Source organism: Desulfovibrio sp. (assembly GCF_009712225.1).
GTDB lineage: Bacteria > Desulfobacterota > Desulfovibrionia > Desulfovibrionales > Desulfovibrionaceae > Desulfovibrio.
Window position 1 is genome coordinate 353844 of record NZ_WASP01000003.1, and the last position, 23114, is coordinate 376957.

The following is a 23114-nucleotide window of genomic DNA, read 5'->3' on the forward strand; positions in this document are numbered from 1 at the left end:
TCCTTTCGCCCGGTACCTGCACTAATCCCTGCAGTTGAGGGCTATGCCCAGGGGCGTCACCAGAAAAGGATTGGCGGGCTTGAACGTGGGCACGCCAGTATATTTTTCAATCACGCCTTCCATGCCCTCGAGGCAGCAGGTACCGCCCACAAGGTAGAGAGCGGACACATTGCGGCTCTCGATGTGCCTTTTGACAATGGAAGCCATTTTTTCCACCACGGGGCGCACCACGGGCAGAATTTCCTTTTGGCGGGCGGCATCTTTTTTCAGGTCTTCCGCCTCTTCAAAAGTGATGTCGTAGTTGCCGGCGAGCACCAGCGAAACGTGCGTTCCGCCCGTGGGTTCGTCGGCCACGTAGACAACCTTGCCCTTTTCAAGCACGGATATGCCCGTTGTACCGCCGCCAATGTCCACAATGGCCCCGTCGCGCACGTTGAGAACGCTGTTGGCCGCCGTGGGCTCATCCAGCAGGGCAGTAACCTGATAGCCAGCGCCCTCCACAACGTAACGGTGGGTGGCGCAGTCGCGCTCGCTCGTGCCGGGGGGCACGGCGATGGCGGCTTTTTCAAGCTTGCGGCCAAGGCGTTCTTCCAGTTCCTGCGTCAGCTCGCGCACAATGCGCATGCCGCCGGAATAGTCAACCACCAGACCGTCCTTGACCACCTGGGCAAAGCGCATGGCGCAGGCCACGGGCTCTTTGGCGGCATTGACAACCACCACAACGATGTAGGCGGTTCCAAGGTCAACACCCACATAGAGGGGCTCGGAAGGGCTTACCTCAAGGGGGGTGTGGCGGCGCTGTTCCAGCTCGGCCATGAGTTTGTCGGCGGCGGTAAAATCCATGATCAGCCCCTGCTGTGCCCGATGATGGTTCCGTTGGTGCCGGGCTTCCAGCCAGAGCTGTTGCCCTCGTCCGCATCAATGTGCATGGCCAGCTTGAAATCGTCGCTGACGCGCACCAGAACATTTTCGAGAATCATGGGACGCTCGGTTTCAAGGCGCACATCAACCATGTCCTTGTCCTTGAGGCCAAAACGGCGGGCATCGTCTGTGTGCATGTGAATGTGGCGGGCGGCCACGATAACGCCGGTTTCGAGCCCCACAATGCCGGTGGCCGAGGCAAGAATGACGCCAGGGGTTTCCCTGATGTCGCCGCTCTGGCGCACGGGCGGGTCAATGCCCAGAATGCGCGCGTCGGTCTTGGAAATTTCAACCTGCGAAACACCGCGTGAAGGGCCGAGAATGGCAACCTTGTCCATGACGCCCTTGGGGCCGATGAGGCGCACACGCCCGGAGCTCAAAAACTGCCCAGGTTGTGAAAGCGGACGCTCAGGCCGAAGGGCCTCGCCAAAAAGTGCGATGGCGTCATCGTTGCTCAAATGGACGTGCCGCGCCGAAATTTCCACCGGGATAGGCCCGGCGTGCATCTGCGCGCTGCATGCCTGTGCGCCCTGCCCAGCCAGAGCCTTGCGCACCACGTCCGCCAGAATGGTTCTGACGGTCTGTTCGTTTATCACTTGATTGTTCATCTTGGCTCCACATCCGGCCAGCTGCGCGTAAAGGCGGCCATACCGGGATAATGCGCGGGCGCTGCACGCGTGCAGCTCCCCTGTGTGCGGCCTCCGCCCCTGGGGCAGAGGCCGCACGGCCCTTGGGCCAGAACCACGTACCTATTACAGCCTTAACAGGTTACAGGGCGAAGGGGGGTAGGATGATTAACTTCGCCTTGCAAAAACGGGCTGCGGCAGAGGTTCTAGGCCTCGCGGGTGGGCAGGATCATCTCCACTTCGCTGTGGGGGCGGGGGATGACATGCACGCTCACAAGCTCACCGACCTTTTTGGCGGCAGCAGCGCCAGCGTCGGTAGCGGCCTTGACCGCGCCCACGTCGCCGCGCACCATCACGGTAACAAGACCGCCGCCCACCTGGCTGCGGCCGATAAGGGTAACGTTGGCGGCTTTCACCATGGCATCAGCGGCTTCGACAGCGCCGACGAGGCCACGGGTTTCGATCATGCCCAGAGCGTTGGAAGAGGAAGTCATAGTGGTATCTCCTTTAATTTATGTGCAATATATTTGGGTAGATGCAGTCAGGCATGGCCTGTCGGCAGTTACAGAACCTTTTTCAGTTCAGCCACGATCATTTCGGTAACGGCATTGATGTCCAGCGTGCCGCCAGCATGGGCGGCAGTCTGGGGAGCCACCACGGCGTCATGGTTGGCACCATGGCAGCAGCAACCGGCAACCCCAGCAGAGGGCGGATAATGCGTGGCAGGAGCGGTTGAAACGCCGCAGGCAGCAGTTGCGTGGTGCGCGGGGGCAGCGCAGCAGCCGCACTGGGAGTTGAGGTCGTAAGCCACGCGACGCACGTTCATAAGGTTGAGGGGCGTAACGTTGTCAGAGGTGGCACTGCCGCCCACTGCGCCGCAGCCCAGGGTAAAGGACGGGAAGAGCCCGGTGGAGATGCCCACAGCACCCTGGGTGGAGGGCGTGTTGACCAGCATGCGCGAAACGGGCTTTTTCAGACCGAATTCACGGATCACTTCTTCGTTGCGCGAATGAATGGCCATGGAGTGGCCCACGCCGCCGTTGTGCAGCAGGGCCGTGCACAGTTCGCAGGCTTCGTGCCAGTCTTCAACCACATAGAAGCCCAGAAGCGCGGTGAGCTTTTCCTTGGAGAAAGGATACTTGGGTCCAACGCCCTTTTCGTCCGAAATGAGCAGACGGGTTCCCGCAGGCACGTCGATGCCAGACACATGGGCGATGCTGAGAGCGTCGCGTCCCACAATGGCGGGGTTCATGCTGCCGTTGCCGCGTTCCATGACGCGCTTGACCTTTTCGAGCTTTTCGCCGGTGAGGAAATAGCCGCCCTGGGCTTCCAGAGTGGCGCGAACCTTGTCGGCAATGCAGGATTCGGTGACGATGGACTGCTCGGAAGCGCAGATGGTACCATTGTCAAAGGTCTTGCTGCTCATGATCTTGCTTACGGCGTCTTCAATATCGGCGCTGCGTTCAATGAAGGCAGGCACGTTGCCCGCGCCAACGCCCAGGGCGGGGGTGCCGGAGCTGTATGCGGCCTTGACCATGCCGGGGCCGCCGGTGGCCAGAATGAGGTCAGAAATCTTCATCAGTTCGTTGGTGCCTTCAATGGAGGGCATGCTGATGCTGCCGACCAGATCGGGCGAAACGTGGCAGCCACGCAGAGCGCCCTGAATGACCTCGACAGTCTTGGCAATGCAGTTGCGCGCGCTGGGGTGCGGCGTAAACACAATGGCGTTGCCAGACTTGAGCGCGATAAGCGACTTGTAGATGACCGTGGAGGTGGGGTTGGTGGAAGGCACGATACCGGCAATCACGCCCACGGGCACGGCAATCTCAACCACCTTGGTGCTGGGGTTGGAATGCAGCACGCCAATGGTTTTCATGTCCTTGATGCAGGCATAGACCTTTTCACTGGCAAGAAGATTCTTGATTTTCTTGTCCTGCGGGCGGCCAAAGCCTGTTTCTTCCACCGCCATGTTGGCCAGAACTTCGGCCTGGGCGGCGGCAGCTTCGGCAACAGCCTTCACAACCTCGTCCACACGTTCCTGGCTGAGCTGCGCAAATTCCGGCTGGGCCTTGCGCGCCGCGCGAACCAGGGCGCGGGCTTCCTGAATGGAAAGTAAATCCTTATCAACCATGTCTTACTCCTTTTCCTTCCGTGCCGCCCGGTCGATGGCGTCGATCAGCGTTTGCCGGTTGGCAGAGGCGACCTGTTCACGTGTAAGGTCAACCTTTGTTGCAACAGCAAGCTGACGAAGTTTGTTCATACTCATGGTCTTGCATTTATCGCGGCTGAACCCGGCGGTTTCAGGGCCTGTCTGCCCTGCTTCCGCCGCCTTGATCTCTTCTGCCGTCGAGACCGTTGCCGCGGCCCTGGCCTTTTCTGAAGCCCTGGCCGGTTCTGCCGTAAATTTCTCTGCCTGCGCACCGCTCGCAGCGGCCTCAAGCACGGGTTCTTCCGCCGTCGGTTCCACCGGGCGAAGCAACAGTATCTGCTCAAGCCCGGCGTCAGGACGCGGAATGACATGACGCGACACGCACACCACGCCTTCTATGCGCTCAAGAGAAGCCCTGGCGGCATCCACAGCCGACTGCACGGCCGCCACTTCACCAGCAATGGTGATGGTTACCAGACCGCCCGAGGCAAGCGACTTTTCGAGCAGGCGCACGTCGGCTGCCTTGAGCATGGCATCTGCCGCTTCGATGGCCCCGATCAGCCCCTTGGTTTCTATAAGACCCAGTGCAAGCATGGGCTGTTCCTCCTCGCTGTTTTTGGCCGTTAGTGTCTGACCACTTTGACAGCCAGGCCGTAGCCTTTCAGAATATCTTCCATGCGCCGCAAGTCGTCGTCTTCAAGAACAGGGTTGCCCGTGATGGCATATTCCTTGTCCAGCTGGGCATATTTGCTCACACCCATCTTGTGGTATGGAAGCAGATCAATGCCCTTGAAATTTTTTCTTTCGCCATGGCCAGCCAGGAATCTTCCCACGGCATGCATTTCGGCATCATCATCGTTGTACCCCTTCAGTACGGGCATGCGGATGTGCACGTTGCGACCGTTTTCAAGCAGCCACTGCAGGTTGGACAGAATAAGCTCGTTGCGCACACCGGTCAGTTCGTAGTGCTTTTCCGGATCCATGTGCTTGATGTCGAACAAAAACAGGTCAACCACTTCGGCCAGGGCGCTGACCACCTCGGGCTTGGCGTAGCCAGAGGTTTCCATGGCGGTATTGATGCCCTTGTGCCTGCAGGCCAGCAGCAGGTTTGCCACCGCTTCGTGCTGGGTCATGGGCTCGCCGCCGCCAACTGTCACACCACCGCCGGAGTTCTCGTAGAACATCCAGTCCTGCTCCACGGCTTCCAGCAGTTCAGAAATACCCTTGCGTTCACCGGCAATGGCCAGGGCTGCCTGCGGACAGGCGTGCACGCACTTGCCGCAGTTGACGCATTCCTTTGACCTGTCGACCACGTGTTGCGATCCGGCGTTGGTCATGCCGTGTATGCCCGCCGGGCACACTGGCACGCAGCTGCCGCAGTGCACACACAGATCTTTTTTGAACAACACTTCGAAGCGGCGGCTCTGGCTCTCGGGGTTGGAACACCACTTGCAGCGCAGCGGGCAACCCTTGAAGAACACCAGGGTGCGTATGCCCGGGCCGTCATACATGTTGTATTTCTGTATGTTGAAAACAATGGCCTTTCTTTCAATCACGGTGCTTTTCCTGCCGTATGGTCAACGCGCCTGCTGTTCCGGGCCGCGCCCCCTCCGGAGAAGGGACGCGGCATTTCGGTACTGCAGTGCTGCTAGAAGTTGTGCAGCACGGTGCGGCTGATGATTTCGTCCTGCACGTCCTTGCACAGCTCCACAAAAAAGGCGCTGTAACCGGCCACGCGCACCACGAGGTCGCGGTAATCCTTGGGGTTGCTCTGGGCTTCCAGCATGGTCTTGTTGTCCAGGTAGTTGAACTGCATTTCGCCGTTACCCAGAATGCTGGCAGTGCGGATAAGGGTAATGAGGCCCTGCTCGCCTTCGGGCGTATCCAGCAGGCCGGGCAGCAGCTTGAAGTTGTGCACCATGCCAATGTTCATGTTGTCATTGGACATCTTGGACACACTCTTGATGATGGCCGTGGGTCCCTTGTAGTCCGCGCCCTGGGTGGGGCTGATGCCATCCGAAAGGGGCAGCCAGGCCTTGCGGCCATTGGCCGAAGCGCCCAGCAGCTGACCAAAGGGCGTGTTGTTCGAGATGGACAGCGTACCGTGGCTCAGCACGGAATACAGGGTGCGGTACTTGCGGTGCTCGCGTTCGGTAAAGGCAATCAGCTCGGCGGCGATGCTGTCGGCGTAGTCGTCGTCGTTGCCGTACTTGGGCGCTGCGAGGCAGTCGGCCAGAATGGCGTCGTAGCCTTCAAAGTTGGCTTTGAGAGCCTCGTTGATCTGGTGCAGGGTGTACTTTTTGTCGTCGAACACCAGCTTCTTGATGGCAGCCATGGAGTCGGTGTAGGTGGCAAGACCGCTCCAGACCACGCCGGGGCCAAAGTTATACATGGCACCGCCAGCGGCCACGTCGAGGCCCTTTTCCATGCAGCCTTCGTACATGATGGACATGAGCGGCTTGGGAGCCAGATCGCGCTGCACACGCTGCGAAATGACCGTGGCAACGCTCGACCACTTGGTGATGTACTTGATCTGTTCCTTTACAGCGGCGTCAAACTTTTCGTAGGTGTCGTACTGGTCAAGTTCGCCCAGATCGGGGCACACCTGCTTGCCGTACCACTGGGGCACGCCGTGGTTGAGCACAAGCTCGATGCAGATGGGCCACTGGGTGTAGGCGGTGGAGGTCCACTGGTACAGGCGGCCAGCCTTTTGCGGCTCAACGCAACCCATAAGGCAGTAGTCACGCGCGTCTTCAATGCTCACGCCCTTGGCAAGCATCATCTTGATGTGGGTGTCGTCAAAGTGCACGGCGGGAAAGCCCATACCCGAGCGGATGACCGACACGATCTTTCTGAGATATTCCTGCGGCGAGGAATTGTGCACGCGTGTGGCAAGCGAGGGCTGGTAGATTCGCACGTGGCGCACCGCATCCATCAGCAGATAGGTGAGCTGGTTGGTGGCGTCGCGGCCTTCGCGGCTCACGCCGCCCACGCACATGTTCACGAAGGGCTGATAGCCAGCAAAAAACTTGGAGCTGCCCTCACTGGTGAGCCACATCATTTCAGACATTTTGATGAGCATGCAGCCCGCAAGATCAAAGGCCTCGTACTCGGTCATGCGGCCAGCTTCAAGGTCGGCCTTGAAGAGCGGGTACATGTACTGGTCCACACGGCCAATGGACATGCCGGTCTGGTTTTCTTCCACAACCAGCAGCGATTCCACGGTCCACACAGCCTGAATGGCTTCCCAGAACGTGCTGGGCGCGTGGGCGGGAACGCGGGCGTTGACTTCAGAAATCTTGAGTAGCTCGGCCTTGCGCTTGGGGTCAGATTCCCTGGCAGCCAGCTGTGCCGCATATTCAGACATGCGGCGGGCGTAACACATGACGCCCTCGGTGGTTTCGATCACCGACTTGTAGAAGTAAATCTTGTCGATATCTTCAGGGCGGTCATAGTCGAGGTGTTCCAGATGGGCCTGGGCTTCGTGCTGGATGTCCAGCATGCCCTTCTTCATAAGGATAACGTCGTAGCCGGGGTTGGAGTCGCCGCCGCCGTTGAGGGCGTGGTACGAGCAGTCGGAAACATACGACTCGCCCGAAAGTTCCCACAAACCGGCTTCGCGGTACTGGGCCTCGCAGTACTCGTCTACAGACTTGCCCGCCCAGTAGGGAAAAATCTCTTCCTGAAGCACTTTTTTGTCTTCATCGGCGAGATAGAAGGGGTCCTGGGCGCGTGTGCCGATGGAATCCAGCTCGTCCCTGAGCCAACGCCACGAAATATCAGGAGAAAAAGCGCCAGCGCGCGGCGCGCCGTTGGGTGCGCCCACGATGAGTTCGTGGTCCTGAATGACCAAGGGGGCAGTTTCGCAGCAGTAGCGAAACGCCTTGGCGCGCAGCATGATGCGCGGCATGCCGGGATTTTCACTGTCGATCTTGGTGATGGCCTTGGCGCGGTGAATGGTGATGCGCGGGACCTGCTTAAGATAGTTTTCTTTCAGCAGCAGGTGACGCTGGGTGGGGCCTTCCGGCACGCTGGCACCATCGTGATGCGCTACGGCGACGGCAGGCGCAGCCCCGGCTGGGGCGTGAGCGGCTGCGCCAATGGTGGCATTGGCAAAAATCCTGCGCAGTTCTTCACGTTCCTGCGGGGAGAGACTTTTGGTAACTTCAGCTATTTTGCTTGTAAAATCATGAAGATCCACGTTGATTCCTCCATGTTGTGCTTTCAGACCGGCCAGACTGAAAAATGTCAGTGGGGCAGCTGCAATGAGGCCAGGGCTTCACGCAGCACGCGCCGCAGCACGTCAAATGGTTCATCTGCCCGCATGGCGCCGTCTGCGGACGCTGTTTTTGCCGGGCCAAAATCTGCCAGGTGCGCGATGCCGCGCACGCCGTAGCCAATTTTTCTGCGATAAATGAGATTCAGGGGCGAAATATTTTCAGATGTGATGCCGTAGCCAGCTATGCCGCTGCCCTGGGTCATGGCGGGGGTGAGGTTTGTGGTCAGGCCCATGCCGCCAAAAGACGCGCCCGTGTTGACCAGCAGGCGGGCAACGGGCTTTTTAAGGGCAAACTGGCGGATAACCTCATCGTCTGTGCTGTGAATGGTCAGGGTTTGCGCGTGGCGCTCCTGCAGCAGCAGCTCAAGACATTTCTCGCAGGCGTGCTTCCAGTCTGGCTCAACGTAGTAGCCGAGCACAGGTGAAAGCAGTTCACGTATATAAGGATCGTGACCGGTAACGTATTTGCGCTCGGCCACAAGAACCCTAGTTCCAGCTGGGATGGCAAAGCCCGCTTTTTCGGCCAGCGCTGCGGCACTCTGCCCCACCATGTCGCGGCGGCGTCTGCCATCGCGGTGGAACAGCACATTGCAAATGGCGCTGGCCTCTGCCTCTGTCATGAAATACGCGCCGTTGTCCTGAAAGGCGCGGCGCACCTGCCGCTCAACACAGCCGTCCACAATTACGCACTGCTCGGCGGAAGGGGCCAGACCGTTGTCAAAGGCCTTGCTGGCGACAATGTCGCCTGCTGCTGCGGCAATGTTGGCGCTGCGCTCGATAAAGACCGGGCCGTTGCCCGTACCGCCGTAGATGAGGGGCTTGCCGCTGGCTCGCGCGGCTTCAAACATGCCAAGCACGCCCGTAACCATGACCAGGGCCACACCGGGGTGTTGCATGAGCTCCTGCGTACCGCTTTTGGCCACGATATCGAGGTACGAAACGGCCCCTTCGGGCAGACCGTGCGCCCTGCCAGCAGCTACCATCACATCAAGGGCATGGCGCATGCTGTCGATGGCGCGGGGATGCAGGGAAAAAATGATCGCGTTGCCAGATTTGACGGCCAGCAGGGTTTTGTACATGGCAGTTGAAACAGGGCTTGTGACGGGGCAAAGCGCCACAATAACGCCCAGCGGCACACCCACCTCACGCACAGAGCCGTGATTCAGGTCGCCATCAAGCGGCCCCACGCAGCGCACGCCGCGCAGGCTGTTGCGCACCTGCCTGGCAACAAAAAGGTTTTTGACCATTTTGTCCTGCCACACGCCACAGTCACTTTCTTCGTGGCACATGACGGCCAGCGACTGGGCGTGGGCTTCCACCGCTTCGGCCATGGCCTCCACAATGGAATCCAGTGCTTCCTGCGGCAATACGGCCAGCTTTTTTTGGGCTTCTACCGCATTCTCAGCCAGGATACGCGCCTGCTGGATGGAAATGAGATCCTTGTCGCCGATCATCCGCATCTCCCAAAAGTGCTCTGGCTAGGCCAGAGAATACCGCCGCACAATCTTGACCAGATGCCGGTGGGGCGTGGGGATGACGCACGAGCTGTACACATCGGCGCCCATGTTTTTCACGGCCTTCACACCAGCTTCAACAGCCGACTTGCAGGCGGCCACATCGCCCTGCACAAGAGCCGAGCAGTAGCCTGAAGCCACGTTTTCGTAACCGATCAGTTCCACATCAGCGGTCTTGATCATGGCGTCGGCGGCTTCCATCAGGTAGACGATGCCAAAGGTTTCGATCATGCCAAGCGAGCGCAGGCCGGGGTCGTCGTCAGGCACAGCGTCAACCACATGGGCCATGGCAATGCCACCCACACCGCGCACGGGCCGGGGCATGACATTTTGCGAGGTGAGTTTGCCGATCGAGGCGGCGGCAACCGCGCCAGCAGCCACAGATGCCTGCACGGCGGCCACGTCGCCCTTTACCATTACGGTAACAAGGGTCGAGCCCACGTTTTCATAGGCTATCAGCTCCACATCGGCGGCCTTGAGCATGTTGTCCGCACCGTAAATGGCGGGAACCATGCCCAGCGTTTCAATGAGGCCAAGGGCCTCTTCTCCTTCATACAGCATACGCGCTCCGTGAAATACAAACGTTCGGGAAAGCCGTTCGGGTCGATGAAAAATTGAACCTTATGCCAGTTGTAACCCTTCCCCTAGGGGGGAAGGTCAAGGGCTTTTCCAACTTTTTGTTCAAATAATTTTTTTCCTCGTTCAAAATTTCCCAAGTCAGTATTTTCCGTTTGGGTAATCACTCAATTTTGAAAACTGGTTTCATTGATTATTTCTGAAAATGACACGTATATATAATGATAACTATTTACACTAGTGCGATGAAATGGAAGCGCGGACAAAAAAAAGTTACTGTCCGGGAGAACATTCTTTGCGAATGGCATTGACCTTCCAGTGCGCCGCAACCTTAGGCTTTTACTAAGCAGGCGAGGCGGGCTTTTGCTGGGGCAAAGGACCTGCCGCACAATCACTCAGAGAAGGAGCATGTCATGGAGCATGTGGCTGAACCCAGCGCAACGGCCGGAAAGGGCGGAATCGCCCCGGCCCTGGCCGCAAAAATGAAACTTGCCACCGATTTCAGAAGGCGCGGCATGTTTGTCGCGACCATGTCGGGTGTTGCTTACGGCAACTATACGGCATTCATGACCCTGGCCATGACCATGGGGGTATGGTCTGTATGGTATGGGGCGGATTCTGGCCTTTCGGAATTTTCCACACTGTTTTTACTGGGCGCGCTGGGCGCGGCCACAACAGATGCGTGCAGCGCCGTATGGGCACTGCTTATAGCCACTTTCAAGGGCAAGCTGGGTGACGTGTTTCGCAGCGCTGCCAGCAAGCCAGGCGTGATCCTGATTGCGGCGGCGGTTATTGGCGGCCCTCTCGCCAGCACCTGCTACGTGCTTGGCCTGCAAAGCGCCGGGTCCATCATCGTGCCCATCAGCGCCCTGTGCCCGGCCATCGGCTCCATTCTGAGCCGCATCCTGTTCAAGCAGCCGCTTACTTCCCGTACACTTACGGGCATATTCATCTGCTTTTTGGCCAGCGCCATGATCGGCAGCACCGGTCTGGCAGAAAACGCGCCGCCGAACCTGTTTCTCGGTCTGGCCTTTGGTTTTCTGGCCGCTTTTGGCTGGGGGCTTGAAGGCTGCGTTGGCGGCTACGCCACTTCCATGATTGACCCCGAGATCGGCATCACCATCCGCCAGGTGACCTCGGCTTTCACCAACCTTATGGTGCTGGTGCCGCTGTTTGCCTACATCGGCAATGCCGACGCCTTTGCCATGATTACCACCGCCTTTACCGATACGGTCGCCATGCCCTGGTTTGCCGTGGCTGGTTTTGCGGCCTACTTCGCCTTTATGCTGTGGTATAAGGGCAACGCCATGTGCGGCACGGCGCTGGGCATGTCGTGCAACGGCGCGTTCTCGTTCTGGGGTCCGTTCTTCTGCTGGCTTGTGCTTGGACTCTGGTTCGGCATCGACGGCTACGCACTTGCGCCCATCGTGTGGGTTGCAGCTGTGGTCATGGTTGCGGGTATCTTCATAATTGCTGTCAACCCGCTAGAATTATTCAAGAAGAAAGGATAACACCATGAAGCCGTTGAACTATGCCATCCTTAAATATATGACGACTGTGAAGGACGCCTGCCCCGAAGACGTGATTGACGCGCTGGCTTCGCAGTACTGCACCTTTCGGGCGTTCAACAAGGCTGATGTGCTCACGGCGCTGCTGACCGCCGAGGCCAACGGCCTGCTGGAAGAATCGCGCTTTGACCTTGATGCCGATGGCGAACTGCGCCTGTTCTTTCGCGCCCATGCCGAAGGAATGGAAACCATCAACCGTTATATTCCCGGCTAGCTGAACAGAGGGCAGCGGCAACTGCGCAGTGAAGGCCGCGCATTGCCTTGCCCCTCAGGTATTACCCCTGTGGGCTGGCGGCGTACCGGGCGAAAAAATCTTCGCCCGGTGCCCGCCGGGTTAACGCGACATCAGGTACAGCCTGAAAAATCAGGCGGGGCAGCCCCGCCACAGATGAGATACGATTCTTTTCGTATAGTGCGGAGCAGCCTCACCCGCCCGGTCTGAAGGCCGGAACACGCGCAGCGCAGACCTTGTGCACAGCGCCCCGGGCCAACTCCGTCTTTTATCCCCCCCAAAAGAATCCGGGTGCGGCCATGAAAACACAAGGCTATACAATCAGCCAGATGAGCGATATTTCCAAGATATCAAAAAAAGCCCTGCGCTTTTATGACGATCTCGGGCTTATCTCTTCAAAGCGGCACGGAGCCAACAACTACCGTTACTATACACACGAAGATCTGCTTTCTGTTCCCCCACTCAAATACTACAAGCAGATGGGCTTTAACCTTGGGGAAATACGCGCGGCGTTTGAGGTGGGCAGCAACACCTCGCTTTCGGCCCTGCGCAAAATGTTCATGGAAAAAATCCAGCTGCTGCAGGACGAAGAAAAAATTCTGCATCTTCGGCTTACCTCTGTGCGCGACTGGCTTGAACTGCTGCACGAGGCCGAGATGGTGCTGGAAAACAATCTGCAGAGCGTTTCCGTAAAGTACATTGCGCCAGAGCAGTTGCTGTTTCAAAAGCAGACCTTCACGTCAGACATCAAATCTGCCATCATCAACATTGATTTTACCAATCATGTTGAGTCGTTGGGCAACAACATCACCGGGCCGGTCATCATCTATTTTTCGTCCACCAGCGACAGGCTGAACAGCTCCGAGCAGCAGATTCAGATGCTGCAACGCACCATCTTTCCCTGCCCGGAAGAACAGACCCACGCATTTGGTGGCTTTCTGGCGGCAAGCTGCTACCACATCGGCTCGCACGAAACCATCAACCAGACATACAAAAAGATTCAGCGCTGGTGCTCCGCAAACAACTATGTCTATGACGCGGGAGCATACGAACGCTACATCACCGATTTCTGGACAACAAACAACGAAGAGCTGTTTGTTACCGAAATCATTGTGCGGGTCAGCAGGCCGGGTATGGTTGTGCACCGCCAGATAGCGCGTGACGATGATGACATGGTTCTGTGCAGGGACGATGACGACTAGTCCCACGCGTTTTGCGCGTTGGTAGCGCGGCAATACCGCATGTACCTGCGCGATGTGCGGAGCAGGCAATTTCGCTGGCCTTTTTGCGCAACCGCTGCTACACGCCATTTTACAAGGCTTGGGCACGACATGGAAATTGCACGCCGACACGTGCAACCAATCCGTGCAATAGCGACCTGCCACAGGGATAACGGAACTGCCTATGAACACATGCAATACATGGCAGAAGGAAATTCAGGATGCCCTGAATCTTCTGGCCAGCAACCGTGCTGAAGACAGCGCCGCCAAGCTGCGCACTGTGTTGCGCAGCTGCGATAACGACCCACACTGCTGTGCTCTGGCGCTCGACGGCCTTGGCCGTGCCCTGCTTGCGCTCAAGCGTCCCCTTGAAGCATGCCAGACCATGGAACAAGCTCTTGCCGCGGCCCGAGGCGCTTTTGGCAACAACTCCATTTTGACGCTGGGAATATTACAGAATCTGGCCCATGTGCAGCTGGAATCGGGCAAGGCAGGGCAAAGCGAAATTCTTGGGCGCGAGGCAGCCAGCCTGTGCGAAGCTGTTTACGGTGCCAATTCTCCCCATGTGGCCGAAGCACTGCTGCATCTTTCTGCAGCCTGTTACCGCCAGCAAAAGCTCGCTGATGCGCAGCACTGCCTGCAACGGGCCGTGCAGATATGGCAGGCGCAGCCAGAGCCATCGCCCCGGCTGGGAACCTGCCTCAACAATCTTGGCCGTATTGAAGAAGAGCGAGGCAACCATGCCCAGGGCATTGCCCTGCACCGCAAGGCTGTAGTCCTGAGGCGCAGTCTTTTGGGCGAATGCCATGAAGACACGGCATTTTCGCTGGGCAACCTTGGTGTGGCCCTGGCTGCAAGCGGCCAGTGGCACGAGGCGGCAGACGTTCTTGAATCTGCGCTGGCTTGCTACGCTCGCCTTGGCAGACACAAAAGCCCCGAGGCCGATGGCTACAGAAAAAACCTGGTCGTCTGCCGCAAGGCATTGGGACAGCAATCCCCCTTGCGCACTGGCAAAACCACGCATAATGCGCCCAGCCGCGCCACGCTGTTGCACGAAATCATTGAAAAAGAACTGGTCATGTTTCTCGCCACGCCCAATCAGGGCGGCACAGCCAGCTGCCAGCAGAATCCGCAGGGCTTCCGCATCATGCGCCGCATGAGCCTGACGCCCTTGAGCGATGCCACGCTGGCACACTACCTGGATGACCTGCACCGTGCAGAAGCTCAGGGCCGCAATTTCATGATCGAAAAATACGCCCGCATGGACAGCCTCATCCCGCCCTTGCAGGCCAGCCCGCTGGTAGACGAAATTGTGCGCGCCGAAACCGCCTTCATCCAGACGGCCTCGGCACAGTACCCGCATGTGATCCGCCACGGCGGCAACAGCGCGTTTCAGAATTACCTGCGCTGCGAGGCAGAAACCTACTCGCCCGCCACGCTTGAATCTTACTCCGCCGATCTGCGCCGCGCCCGGCAGCAGGGGCGCAACCCGGCCATTGAGCGCTTTCGCTGTCTGGCCGACCTGCTGGGCAAACCCAGCCTTGAGGCCTTTGAGCAGGAAGCCCGCGCATTGTAAAACGGCGTGATTCTTCCACACGTGATTACATTTGGCATATCCAGCGCTGCATGTGGGCAGGGAACAGTCCCGCGCGGGGTAAACTTATCCCTTGCTCCCGGCATACAGGCTACCGTAGCGCACGGGCAAAGTACCAGCACAGACAGCGCGCCACGGTATGCAGGTAAAAGTATGCGCAGCTAGGTTTGCGCCCGGGCCATGGTAAGTCCAGAAGCTATACGCCGGGCCCAGAGGCTGAACGCATCCATGGCATCGTCGTACGAACCGCGAAACGGCGCCTTGGTTCCCACGCGGCGGTCAACGGCTGCGCCAAGGCGTTCGCCGCTGGCGGCATCAACTAGCTCCATCTCAACCTCCACCTTGCCCACATCTGCATATTCCCCCGTGGCCATCTTGGTCGCCCCGGCTATGGCCGCCCCTACGGGCAGCACAGAAAGCACACCGCGCACAGGGCTGCCGGGAACCACATCTGTTATTGCCACACGCAGTCGCATGCTTTCAGGCCCAGCAACACTTGCCATCGGATAGATCGGGGCAATCTCCTTTACCAGTTCCTCGTGAAAGGTCTTTGCAAGCTCTGTCAGTTCTTCCAGATCGAGCGATCTGGCATCAGAATCAGCCCGCAGCACAACCTTTACAGGGTCGATAACAATATTTTTGTAGCCCCGCATGTCAGCGTCCGGCTTGCGGTAAACCATTACCGCGCCATCCACCTCGCCGGGCTTGAGATGCTCGTAATGCTGCAAAAAACCCGTCTGCCCCACTGCCTGAGCCCTGTGCGCGGCGCAGGCAGGCATCAAGCCAAAGACAAAAGACACAATTATAATCAGTGTTTTCATAATAGTAGCTCCTATCTCACGAACAAATGCGTCACATTGACGCATAGTTCCAAACATGCTGATACCAAGCGCAAGCGGTCAGCTCGTTCTAACTGCAATGTCTAGCTGCGCCTGCCGTACACGACTACCCGCCCCCTTTTGAGCGTGCCAGACCGTGTTTTATATTCCAGAATAATGCGGGTTATGTACCTGCTGCCACGCGGCAGTTGCAATGCAACGGTTTCGCCGCCTTTTCTGATAAAGCTGCGCACCGGCATCTCCCGCCGCTGACCGTCGCCAAAAACGACCACCACTTTTCTGAACTCAACCCCCTGATCGAGCACTTTGAGCTTGATGAAATTATACCTGTTGTGGTCACTGACCCAGATACTTTCCCGCTCTCCCAAGAGATTGACTGTCTTCTCTCCCAGTTTTTTCCAGTCACCGGCAACGGCCTGATTGCTCAAAACAAAGACGCACAATAACATTGCCAGCAACATTCTTTTTTTCATCAACAACCTGTCCCGTTTCTGTTAGCGGCCGCTGCAGCCCTGCCGCATGGTCTGCCAGGTGAAGGCGTAAGCATGATGGATTGCCCAACCTGTGCGTTGTATTCCCTGCTGCCAAGATGTAACCAAATGATTACAATTTTCTCCTAACTTTCCAGGGGCGTACTTGTCAAGGCAACGCCTAATACAGATCAGACGCAGATTGAGCGCAGATTGGGCACAGCTCTCCTGTTTGCTGCCAAAGGCAGGCAACCTCCTATTATTTATATAACCAACTGACTACAAAGATAAATACACCGCTTTTGAGCTGATCCCATCATAAAATGTGCCATAAAAAAGGCCGCCCTAAACGAGCGGCCAAATTGGTGAATGTATGGGATAAAAAATATGGGCAGCTAGGGCAGCTGCGGCGGCTGTGGCACCAGAGCCCGGTAAGGACTGCGCATACTGTACACAAAATTTGCCATGCGCAGGTCGCCACTGACCACAAGCATGAGCAACAGCTTGGACTGCGTATCTTCGCGCACAACGCCATAGCCTTTCACGCCCTTCTGCTCAAAGGTAAATTCCCACTGTCCGTTGCGCAAAACAGGAGCGGTACCGCCCAGCCGCTGGGCATTGCCCTTGGCGGCCTGCTCGCCCTCGCCCGCATTGGCGGGTCCAACAATAACCAGGGCAGAGCTTTTGTGGTCCTTTTGGCCCATCACCACCTGAACGGCTTCCTGCACCTTGACCGGCCCGCTCACCACCACCCAGTCGGCTGGCAGTTCAAGGCTGTAATGTTTTGTGGTCAGGGGCACGGCCTGCGCCTGCACGGCCATAAAAATGACCAGCACAAGCAGGGTCAGCGCACTCACGGCACCACGGCAAAAGCGATTAGGCATGATTTTCTCCGTCAGTTTTCATGTATGTGCGCACTGTACGGCGCAGCCGCCCCGCTGTCCACACGGCAGACAAGCCAATCCCCTTGCCGGGGAACGGGCATACCTGTAATATGGAAAGCTGAGGATTATATGCTGAAATTACACGCACTGCGCACACGTCTTTACGAAAACCGCTTTGAGCTGCTCATGGGGTCGCTGTGGTGCATCTTCATTCTGAACATCCTGTTTCCCGACAACATTTACCGGGGCTACGCGCAGGCCATCTACCTGCCCATCCAGCTGCTGGCGGCCCTGGTACTGTTTGACAACAGGCCGCGCATACTGCGTTTTGCCCTGTTTCTTGGCGGCCTGCTCATTGCTGCCAGAGCTCTTGATCTGATTTTTGTCAAAAGCCTGAAAATTGAAATGCTGCTGCTCTACCTGTTTTTCTTCGGCAGCATCATGTTTGAGGTATTTCGGCAAATCGCGCATGCCAAGATGTTTACCTTCAAGATGATCTACGCTGCGGTGTGCGGGCTGCTGCTCATTGGTTACTGCGGCTATTTTCTGTTTTTGACCATCGAATTCAGCCAGCCGGGTTCTTTTCGTGGTCTTGGCCCGGGCGATCAGGCCATCAACGACCTGTTCTACTTCAGCTATGTGACCATTCTTACCATCGGCTACGGCGACATAACGCCCAAAACGTGGATAGCCAAAAACGCCACGGTACTGGTGGGCTTTACGGGCTATCTCTATTCCATTGTGGTCATCGCACTTATCGTGGGCAGGGCCCACCGCATACCGCGAGCCAGTGCTTCACCAATCAAAAAACCGGGGCCGCTGTTGGGGCATCCGCCAGTGCCGGGTCAGGCTGCGCCGCAACCGGGGCAGGCTGTGCCGCACCCCGTACAGGCTGCACAAACAATTCAGCCCCAAGCCGAATCCCCCAGGCACGAAGACTAGCCCACTCCCCCTGCTTTCTGCCGCGCGGGCTACCGAGCAGCCGTCCGCTGCCAATCAGGCCTTGCGCTTGAACATCCACACGGCAACCCCCACGGCCACCATGCTGATGCAGGCGATCTTGCCGAGGTTTACGGCTGCCGCCGCCACGGTAATATCCTTGAGAAACACGCCCTGAACAATAGCGGTAAAGTGCCGCATGGGATTGAGCTGGCTGGCATACTGCAAAAAGGGCGGCATGTTGATGACCGGCGTAACCGCGCCGGAAATAAGAATGCACGGCACGCCCACCGTAAAAGCCCCCAGAAAGGCCTGCTGCTGCGTCGCGGAAAGTGAAGACACCATGAGCCCGATACCGCCCGAGGCCATGGCAAAAACCAGCATGGCCACATACAGCAGCACCAGCGAACCGGTAAAAGGCACGCCAAAGCCAAAAACAGATATGAGCAGAAAGATGGTTCCGTGCACCAGCCCCACCAGGCAGCCCGGTATGAGTTTGGCCAGGGCAATCTCTGTGGGCGTGGCAGGCGAAACCAGCAGCTGGTCAAACGTACCCACCTCGCGCTCGCGCGCCACGGAAAGCCCCGTTACCACCAGCCCAAGCATAAAGCTCAGCATGCCAATAAGGTTGGGCAAAAAGAACCACTGAAATTCCAGGTTGGGGTTAAACCAGCAGCGCACGCGCACATCCAGCCGGGGTGCGCTGGCGGCAGCCCCCAGAGCCGCCTGCCCCATGACCGTTGATTCACCAATGCCGCGCACGATGGTTTCAAGATAATACGAGGCAATCTGCGCCGCGTTGGAGCGCCTGCCGTCAAGAATGACCTGCATCTGCGCGGGCGTGCCCGCATCAATGCGACGAGAGAATTCTTCGTCAAAAACCACCACAAACAGGGCCTGCTGCCTCTCGATGGTGGGCCGAATATCCGCCTCGCCGTTCAGAAAAGTAACGCTGCGAAAGGTGTGCGAACCCTGCAGCCTGCGCACTACCTCGCGGCTCCAGTTGCCGCTGTCGTGATTGAGCACGGCCACATCCACATTGCGCACCTCCATGGTGGCCGCCCAGCCAAAAATAACTATCTGCATGAGCGGCGGCACAATGATGAGCATGCGCGAAACCTTGTTGCACAGCAAAACCAGCAGTTCCTTGCGCACAATGGTGGCCATGCGCCGCAGGTTGAGCCGGGGCAGGGTTAACCTTGCCATTACGCATCCAGCCTTTTGACAAGGTTACGGTACACAAGCCCCAACAGCACCGAGGCCAGCAGTCCCATAAAGAGCAGGCTTGGGCCAAACACCGCCCACACGTCGCCGGTCAGAAATATGGTGCGCAGACAGGTATTGAAATAGCTGGCGGGCAAAAGCCGGGTAAGAGCCTGAAGCACCGGCGGCATGCTGTTGATGTCAAACACAAAGCCAGAGAGCAGCAAGGCTGGCAAAAATCCGGAAAACAGACCGGCCTCCGCCGCCACCAGCTGCCCGCGCAGGGTTACGGAAATAAGCAGCCCCTGACCCAGCGCGCTCAGCATGAAGACAGAAGACAAAAGCACAAGCACCCACAGCGAACCGCGAAATGGCACGGCAAAAAGGGTTACCGCCGCCACGGCGCACAGGGCCATGCTGAACATGCCCATGCAGAAATACGGAATCAGCTTGCCCAGCAGCAGCTGCATGCGGCTTACCGGTGTGGCAAACATGGCCTCCATGGTTCCGCGCTCCCATTCGCGGGCAAATACCAGCGAGGTAAGCAGGGTGCCGATAAGGGTCATGATGACCGTGATGGCGCCGGGCACAAGAAACTGCACGCTCTTGGCCGCCGGGTTGTACCAGAAGCGCGGCTGGATATTGATGGGCAAGGCTGCGGCATTGCCACCGGGCAGGGCCGTGCGCTGCCACGACATTATCAGTCCCTGGCTGTAATTCTGGATATACTGGGCGGTGTTGGGTTCCGATCCGTCCACCAGAATCTGCACAGATCCAGCACTGCCGCGCGCCAACTGCTCGTCAAAATCCTGCTGGATCACCAGAATGCCCTGTACCGCAGAATCGCGCATCATGCGCCCGGCTTCGGCCATGGTACCTACTGGCCGCGTGGCAAACCAGGGGGAATGGGCAAAATCAGCTGCAAGACTCAGGGAGTGCCGCCCGCCGCTCTGGTCCAGCACGGCCAGCCGCAGCACGCCCGCATCAAGCGTAATGCCGTAGCCAAAGAGCAGCAGAAAAATAAAGGGCAAAACCCCGGCCACAAGATAGGACGAGGGATCGCGCACAATCTGCTGAAATTCTTTGCCTACCAGGGCAAAAAGCTGTCGTATCCAGATACTGCGTTGCATGGTTGCTGCCGGTTGAATGTTGCAAAGCTGAAAATATGCGTGCCGTCCAGCTGTTGGCCCTTGTTGGCCGCCTACTGCGGATGCTCCCTGTCGTATTTTTCAATGCTGGCGATAAAAGCTTCTTCCAAGGTGGGATCTTCCACTTCTGTGCACGAGGCCTTGAGCTCGTCGGGCGTGCCCATGCTGATCATGGCCCCCCGATAGATCAACGCAATGCGGTCGCAGTATTCGGCCTCTTCCATAAAATGGGTGGTCACCAGCACGGCCGCCCCGGCGGTGGTCATGGCCGAAATATGCTTCCAGAAATCCCGGCGGGTACGCGCGTCCACGCCCGAGGTGGGTTCGTCAAGAAACAGCACGGGCGGTTCGTGCAGGGTGGCGCACAAGAGGGCCAGCCGCTGCTTTTGCCCCAGGGGCAGCGAACCCGTGCGGCTGCGCAGGTAGGGCTGCAATTCCAGGGCCTCGGCCAGACCGGGCAGCAGCACGTCGCGGCGCTCCCTGCTCAGACCGTACAGTTCGGCAAAAATGGTAATATTCTCGCGCACGGGAATATCCGGGTACAGCGAAAACTTCTGTGCCATGTATCCAAGACGCGAACGGGCCTCGCTGCCCGCCCGCAAAAGATCCACGCCGTCCACTGCGCAAGTGCCCGCGGTAGGCCGCGAAAGCCCGCACAGCATGCGGAAGGTGGTGGATTTGCCCGCGCCGTTGGGGCCGAGGAGGCCAAAAATTTCGCCAGGCCGCACGTCAAATGAAATATCGCGTGCCGCCACAAAGGCCCCAAACTGTTTGGTGAGGTTGCGGGCCGAAATGGAGTACACGGGGCTGGATGTAGTGGAAGAGGAAACGGAAGAGGTCGGTGCTGCAGAAGCCGCTTGCGCCGCCGTGGCATTGTCCCCAGCCCCGCCGTTGTGGGCCACATGCAGCTTGCCGTAAGGCGAGGGACTCTGGTTTATGCCGCCCACGGCGCTCATGTAGGCGTCCTCCAGCCGGGGGGCCACTTGCTCACCGCCCTTTTCCAGAACCCCGCGGCGCAGGGATTCGGGGGCATCTGCCGCCAGTACCAGCCGTATACGGCTGCCCTGAATGAGTGCGTCCTCTATGCCGGGGCGCATGGTCCAGAGGGCCAGCTCTTTTTTATGCGTACCCGCATCGGCCCGCAGCAGAAAAACGCGCCCTTCGGCCCCCGCGGTAAGTTCCTGCGGCGGCCCTTCAAACAGCACCCGTCCATTGTCCAGCATTATCACGCCGGGGCAGCGTTCGGCCTCGTCCAGATAGGCGGTGGACCACACAACGGTCATGCCGTCCTGACTCAGATCCTGCACCATGCGCCACAGCTCGCGGCGCGACTGAGGGTCAACGCCTACGCCCGGCTCGTCAAGCAGCAACAGGCGCGGCGATCCCAGCAGGGCACAGGCAATGCCCAGCTTCTGCTTCATACCACCAGAGAGCCTGCCCGCAAGGCGGTCGGTAAATGGGGCAAGGCTGGTGAAACCCAGCAGCTTTTCAAACACGCGGTCGCGCTCTGCCCCTTCCAGCCCTCGCAGACTGGCGTGCAGGCGCATATTGGCCATAACGGAAATATCTTCGTACAGGCCGAAACGTTGCGGCATGTAGCCAATGCTGTTGGGCTGGCTGCGCATGAGCTCGGTGGGGCTGTATCCAAAAAGGCTGGCCCGGCCCTCGCTTGGCGGCATGAGCCCGGCCATGATGCGCATGAGCGTGGTTTTGCCCGCAGCATCAGGCCCCACAAGCCCTGTGATGCGGCCAGCGGGAATAACGGCGTTGACGCCGTCCAGAGCGGTTACGGCCTCGCGCCCTTTGCCAAAGCGCATGACCAGCCCCTCGAGGCAGACGGCCTGACCATCGGCAACGCACGAGGTCATGGCGCGGAAGCGTCCTGTAAAATAATGGTCACGGGCATGCCCTGCCGCATGACGTTATCGGGATCTTCTGCCTGCACGCGCAGGCGATAGACCAGAGCCGTGCGCACCTCGCGGGTTTCAACTGTCTTGGGCGTAAATTCTGCCGTGGGCGAAATAAAGCCCACCGTGCCGGAAAAATTTTTTCCGGGTGCGGCATCCACCTGAACTTTTACATTCATGCCGGGTTTGACGCGCCCAAGATTGGGTTCGTCCACATAGGCCCGCAACCACAGGGGATCGGTGAGCGTGAGCGTGTACACGGTCTGCCCCGCCTGCACAATGGCCCCGGCCTCACGAGCGCGTGTAAGCACTATGCCCTTTTGCGGAGCCACCAGGGTTGCGTCGTGCAGCTGGATTTCCGCATGGTTGAAGGCAGCCTCTGCGGCGGCCACAGCGGCTTTCTGCGCCTGCACTTCTTCTTCGCGGTAACCGGCAAGCAGCATGTCGAGCTGGTCCTGATTGGAACGCAGCTTGGAACTGGCCTCGGTATACTGGGCGCGGGCGTTGTCCAGATCTTTTTGCGAGATGGCGTTGGTGGCGCGCATGGCGGCCACACGGTTCAGATTGATCTGCGCGTTTTCGGCCAGCGCTGCAGAGCCGCTCACCGCGGCGCGTGCCTGGGCGATTTCCTCCACCCGATAGCCGCGCTCAAGCCGTATCAGTGAGGCCCGCTGTTTTTCAAGCTCTGCGGCGGCCTGATCCCGCTGCTGGGTAAGCAGATCGTTGTCCAGCAGGGCGAGAGGCTGGCCGGGGGCAACGATATCGCCCTCGTCCACCAGCACCTTTGCGATGCGCCCGTTGACACGAAAGCCCAGATCAACCTGCCTGATATCGACGTTGCCGTAGAGCACAAGGCGGTCGCCGTTATGACCAACCCACCACTGCCACAAAAGAACCACAGCCAGCACCACAGCCAGAGCCGCGCCAATGCCAATAACCTTACGGGGTACAGCCATATTCCTCCCTGCGTGCAATCGCCGCAAGCGGTTGCCGCACCTCACAGTTTTCAGCCAGGGGCGTGCGCCCCCATGCGAACCAGAATAGC

At 58.5% G+C, this 23114-nt stretch carries 21 protein-coding genes and 1 pseudogene; 5 read left to right on the plus strand and 17 right to left on the minus strand.

Features of this window, described 5'->3' with window-relative positions; genetic code table 11:
* Window positions 1-21: 21 nt before the first annotated feature.
* From eutJ to F8N36_RS02810, 10 genes and pseudogenes are all read right to left on the minus strand, one after another.
* Window positions 22-843 carry an ethanolamine utilization protein EutJ gene (eutJ, locus tag F8N36_RS02765; RefSeq protein WP_291331210.1) on the minus strand — a complete coding sequence of 274 codons (822 nt, stop codon included), beginning with the start codon at window positions 841-843 and terminating at the stop codon, window positions 22-24.
* Window positions 844-845: 2 nt separating this feature from the next.
* Entirely contained in the window at window positions 846-1529 is a 684-nt protein-coding gene (locus tag F8N36_RS02770; protein WP_291331211.1) for a phosphate propanoyltransferase, read from the minus strand.
* 224 nt (window positions 1530-1753) lie between these two features.
* A complete protein-coding gene (gene eutM / locus F8N36_RS02775; RefSeq protein ID WP_291331212.1) occupies window positions 1754-2041 on the minus strand; it encodes an ethanolamine utilization microcompartment protein EutM in 288 nt (95 codons plus the stop codon).
* Between the two features lie 68 nt (window positions 2042-2109).
* The gene (locus F8N36_RS02780; protein ID WP_291331213.1) at window positions 2110-3678 is read right to left on the minus strand and encodes an acetaldehyde dehydrogenase (acetylating); all 1569 of its coding nucleotides are present in this window, start codon (window positions 3676-3678) and stop codon (window positions 2110-2112) included.
* Window positions 3679-3681: 3 nt separating this feature from the next.
* On the minus strand, window positions 3682-4290 hold the full coding sequence (locus tag F8N36_RS16315; RefSeq protein ID WP_366247025.1) for a BMC domain-containing protein: 609 nt from the start codon (window positions 4288-4290) through the stop codon (window positions 3682-3684).
* 29 nt (window positions 4291-4319) lie between these two features.
* Window positions 4320-5252, minus strand: a complete 933-nt coding sequence (gene cutD / locus F8N36_RS02790) for a choline TMA-lyase-activating enzyme (RefSeq protein WP_291331214.1) — start codon at window positions 5250-5252, stop codon at window positions 4320-4322.
* A gap of 92 nt (window positions 5253-5344) precedes the next feature.
* The gene (gene cutC / locus F8N36_RS02795) at window positions 5345-7897 is read right to left on the minus strand and encodes a choline trimethylamine-lyase (protein WP_291331215.1); all 2553 of its coding nucleotides are present in this window, start codon (window positions 7895-7897) and stop codon (window positions 5345-5347) included.
* A 47-nt stretch (window positions 7898-7944) separates the two neighbouring features.
* Window positions 7945-9429, minus strand: coding sequence for an aldehyde dehydrogenase family protein (locus F8N36_RS02800; RefSeq protein WP_291331216.1), 1485 nt, complete (start codon window positions 9427-9429; stop codon window positions 7945-7947).
* 24 nt (window positions 9430-9453) lie between these two features.
* Window positions 9454-9777, minus strand: coding sequence for a BMC domain-containing protein (locus F8N36_RS02805; RefSeq protein WP_366247028.1), 324 nt, complete (start codon window positions 9775-9777; stop codon window positions 9454-9456).
* A 24-nt stretch (window positions 9778-9801) separates the two neighbouring features.
* Window positions 9802-10050: pseudogene (locus F8N36_RS02810) on the minus strand (BMC domain-containing protein); the annotation flags it as partial.
* 428 nt (window positions 10051-10478) lie between these two features.
* Here F8N36_RS02810 and F8N36_RS02815 point away from each other — a divergent pair.
* From F8N36_RS02815 to F8N36_RS02830, 4 genes are all read left to right on the plus strand, one after another.
* Window positions 10479-11576: a hypothetical protein gene (locus F8N36_RS02815; RefSeq protein ID WP_291331217.1), complete on the plus strand. Its 1098-nt coding sequence runs from the start codon at window positions 10479-10481 to the stop codon at window positions 11574-11576.
* 4 nt (window positions 11577-11580) lie between these two features.
* Window positions 11581-11847 (plus strand): hypothetical protein, encoded by a 267-nt coding sequence (locus F8N36_RS02820; RefSeq protein WP_291331218.1) that lies wholly within the window; start codon window positions 11581-11583, stop codon window positions 11845-11847.
* Window positions 11848-12164: 317 nt separating this feature from the next.
* Window positions 12165-13067: a MerR family transcriptional regulator gene (locus F8N36_RS02825; protein ID WP_291331219.1), complete on the plus strand. Its 903-nt coding sequence runs from the start codon at window positions 12165-12167 to the stop codon at window positions 13065-13067.
* 202 nt (window positions 13068-13269) lie between these two features.
* Window positions 13270-14661, plus strand: a complete 1392-nt coding sequence (locus tag F8N36_RS02830) for a DUF4125 family protein (protein ID WP_291331220.1) — start codon at window positions 13270-13272, stop codon at window positions 14659-14661.
* A gap of 179 nt (window positions 14662-14840) precedes the next feature.
* On the opposite strand, the gene F8N36_RS02835 is transcribed toward F8N36_RS02830, so the two are convergent.
* From F8N36_RS02835 to F8N36_RS02845, 3 genes are all read right to left on the minus strand, one after another.
* Window positions 14841-15500 carry a DUF3313 domain-containing protein gene (locus F8N36_RS02835; RefSeq protein ID WP_291331221.1) on the minus strand — a complete coding sequence of 220 codons (660 nt, stop codon included), beginning with the start codon at window positions 15498-15500 and terminating at the stop codon, window positions 14841-14843.
* Between the two features lie 101 nt (window positions 15501-15601).
* Window positions 15602-15967, minus strand: coding sequence for a hypothetical protein (locus F8N36_RS02840; protein WP_291331222.1), 366 nt, complete (start codon window positions 15965-15967; stop codon window positions 15602-15604).
* Between the two features lie 416 nt (window positions 15968-16383).
* Complete coding sequence (locus tag F8N36_RS02845; protein ID WP_291331223.1) at window positions 16384-16872, minus strand: hypothetical protein; 489 nt, start codon at window positions 16870-16872, stop codon at window positions 16384-16386.
* Between the two features lie 129 nt (window positions 16873-17001).
* On the opposite strand from F8N36_RS02845, the gene F8N36_RS02850 reads away from it, so the two are divergent.
* Window positions 17002-17814 carry a potassium channel family protein gene (locus F8N36_RS02850; RefSeq protein WP_291331224.1) on the plus strand — a complete coding sequence of 271 codons (813 nt, stop codon included), beginning with the start codon at window positions 17002-17004 and terminating at the stop codon, window positions 17812-17814.
* A gap of 54 nt (window positions 17815-17868) precedes the next feature.
* Here the strand turns inward: F8N36_RS02850 and F8N36_RS02855 are convergent, their stop codons facing one another.
* The 4 genes from F8N36_RS02855 to hlyD form a co-directional block, all read right to left on the minus strand.
* Window positions 17869-19017, minus strand: coding sequence for an ABC transporter permease (locus tag F8N36_RS02855; RefSeq protein ID WP_291331225.1), 1149 nt, complete (start codon window positions 19015-19017; stop codon window positions 17869-17871).
* A complete protein-coding gene (locus F8N36_RS02860) occupies window positions 19017-20144 on the minus strand; it encodes an ABC transporter permease (RefSeq protein ID WP_291331226.1) in 1128 nt (375 codons plus the stop codon). The genes F8N36_RS02855 and F8N36_RS02860 overlap by 1 nt, the downstream gene beginning before the upstream one ends.
* Window positions 20145-20215: 71 nt before the next feature.
* Window positions 20216-22030 carry an ATP-binding cassette domain-containing protein gene (locus F8N36_RS02865; protein ID WP_291331227.1) on the minus strand — a complete coding sequence of 605 codons (1815 nt, stop codon included), beginning with the start codon at window positions 22028-22030 and terminating at the stop codon, window positions 20216-20218.
* Window positions 22027-23025, minus strand: coding sequence for a secretion protein HlyD (hlyD, locus tag F8N36_RS02870; RefSeq protein ID WP_291331228.1), 999 nt, complete (start codon window positions 23023-23025; stop codon window positions 22027-22029). Before hlyD ends, F8N36_RS02865 begins: the two co-directional genes overlap by 4 nt.
* Window positions 23026-23114: the final 89 nt, after the last annotated feature.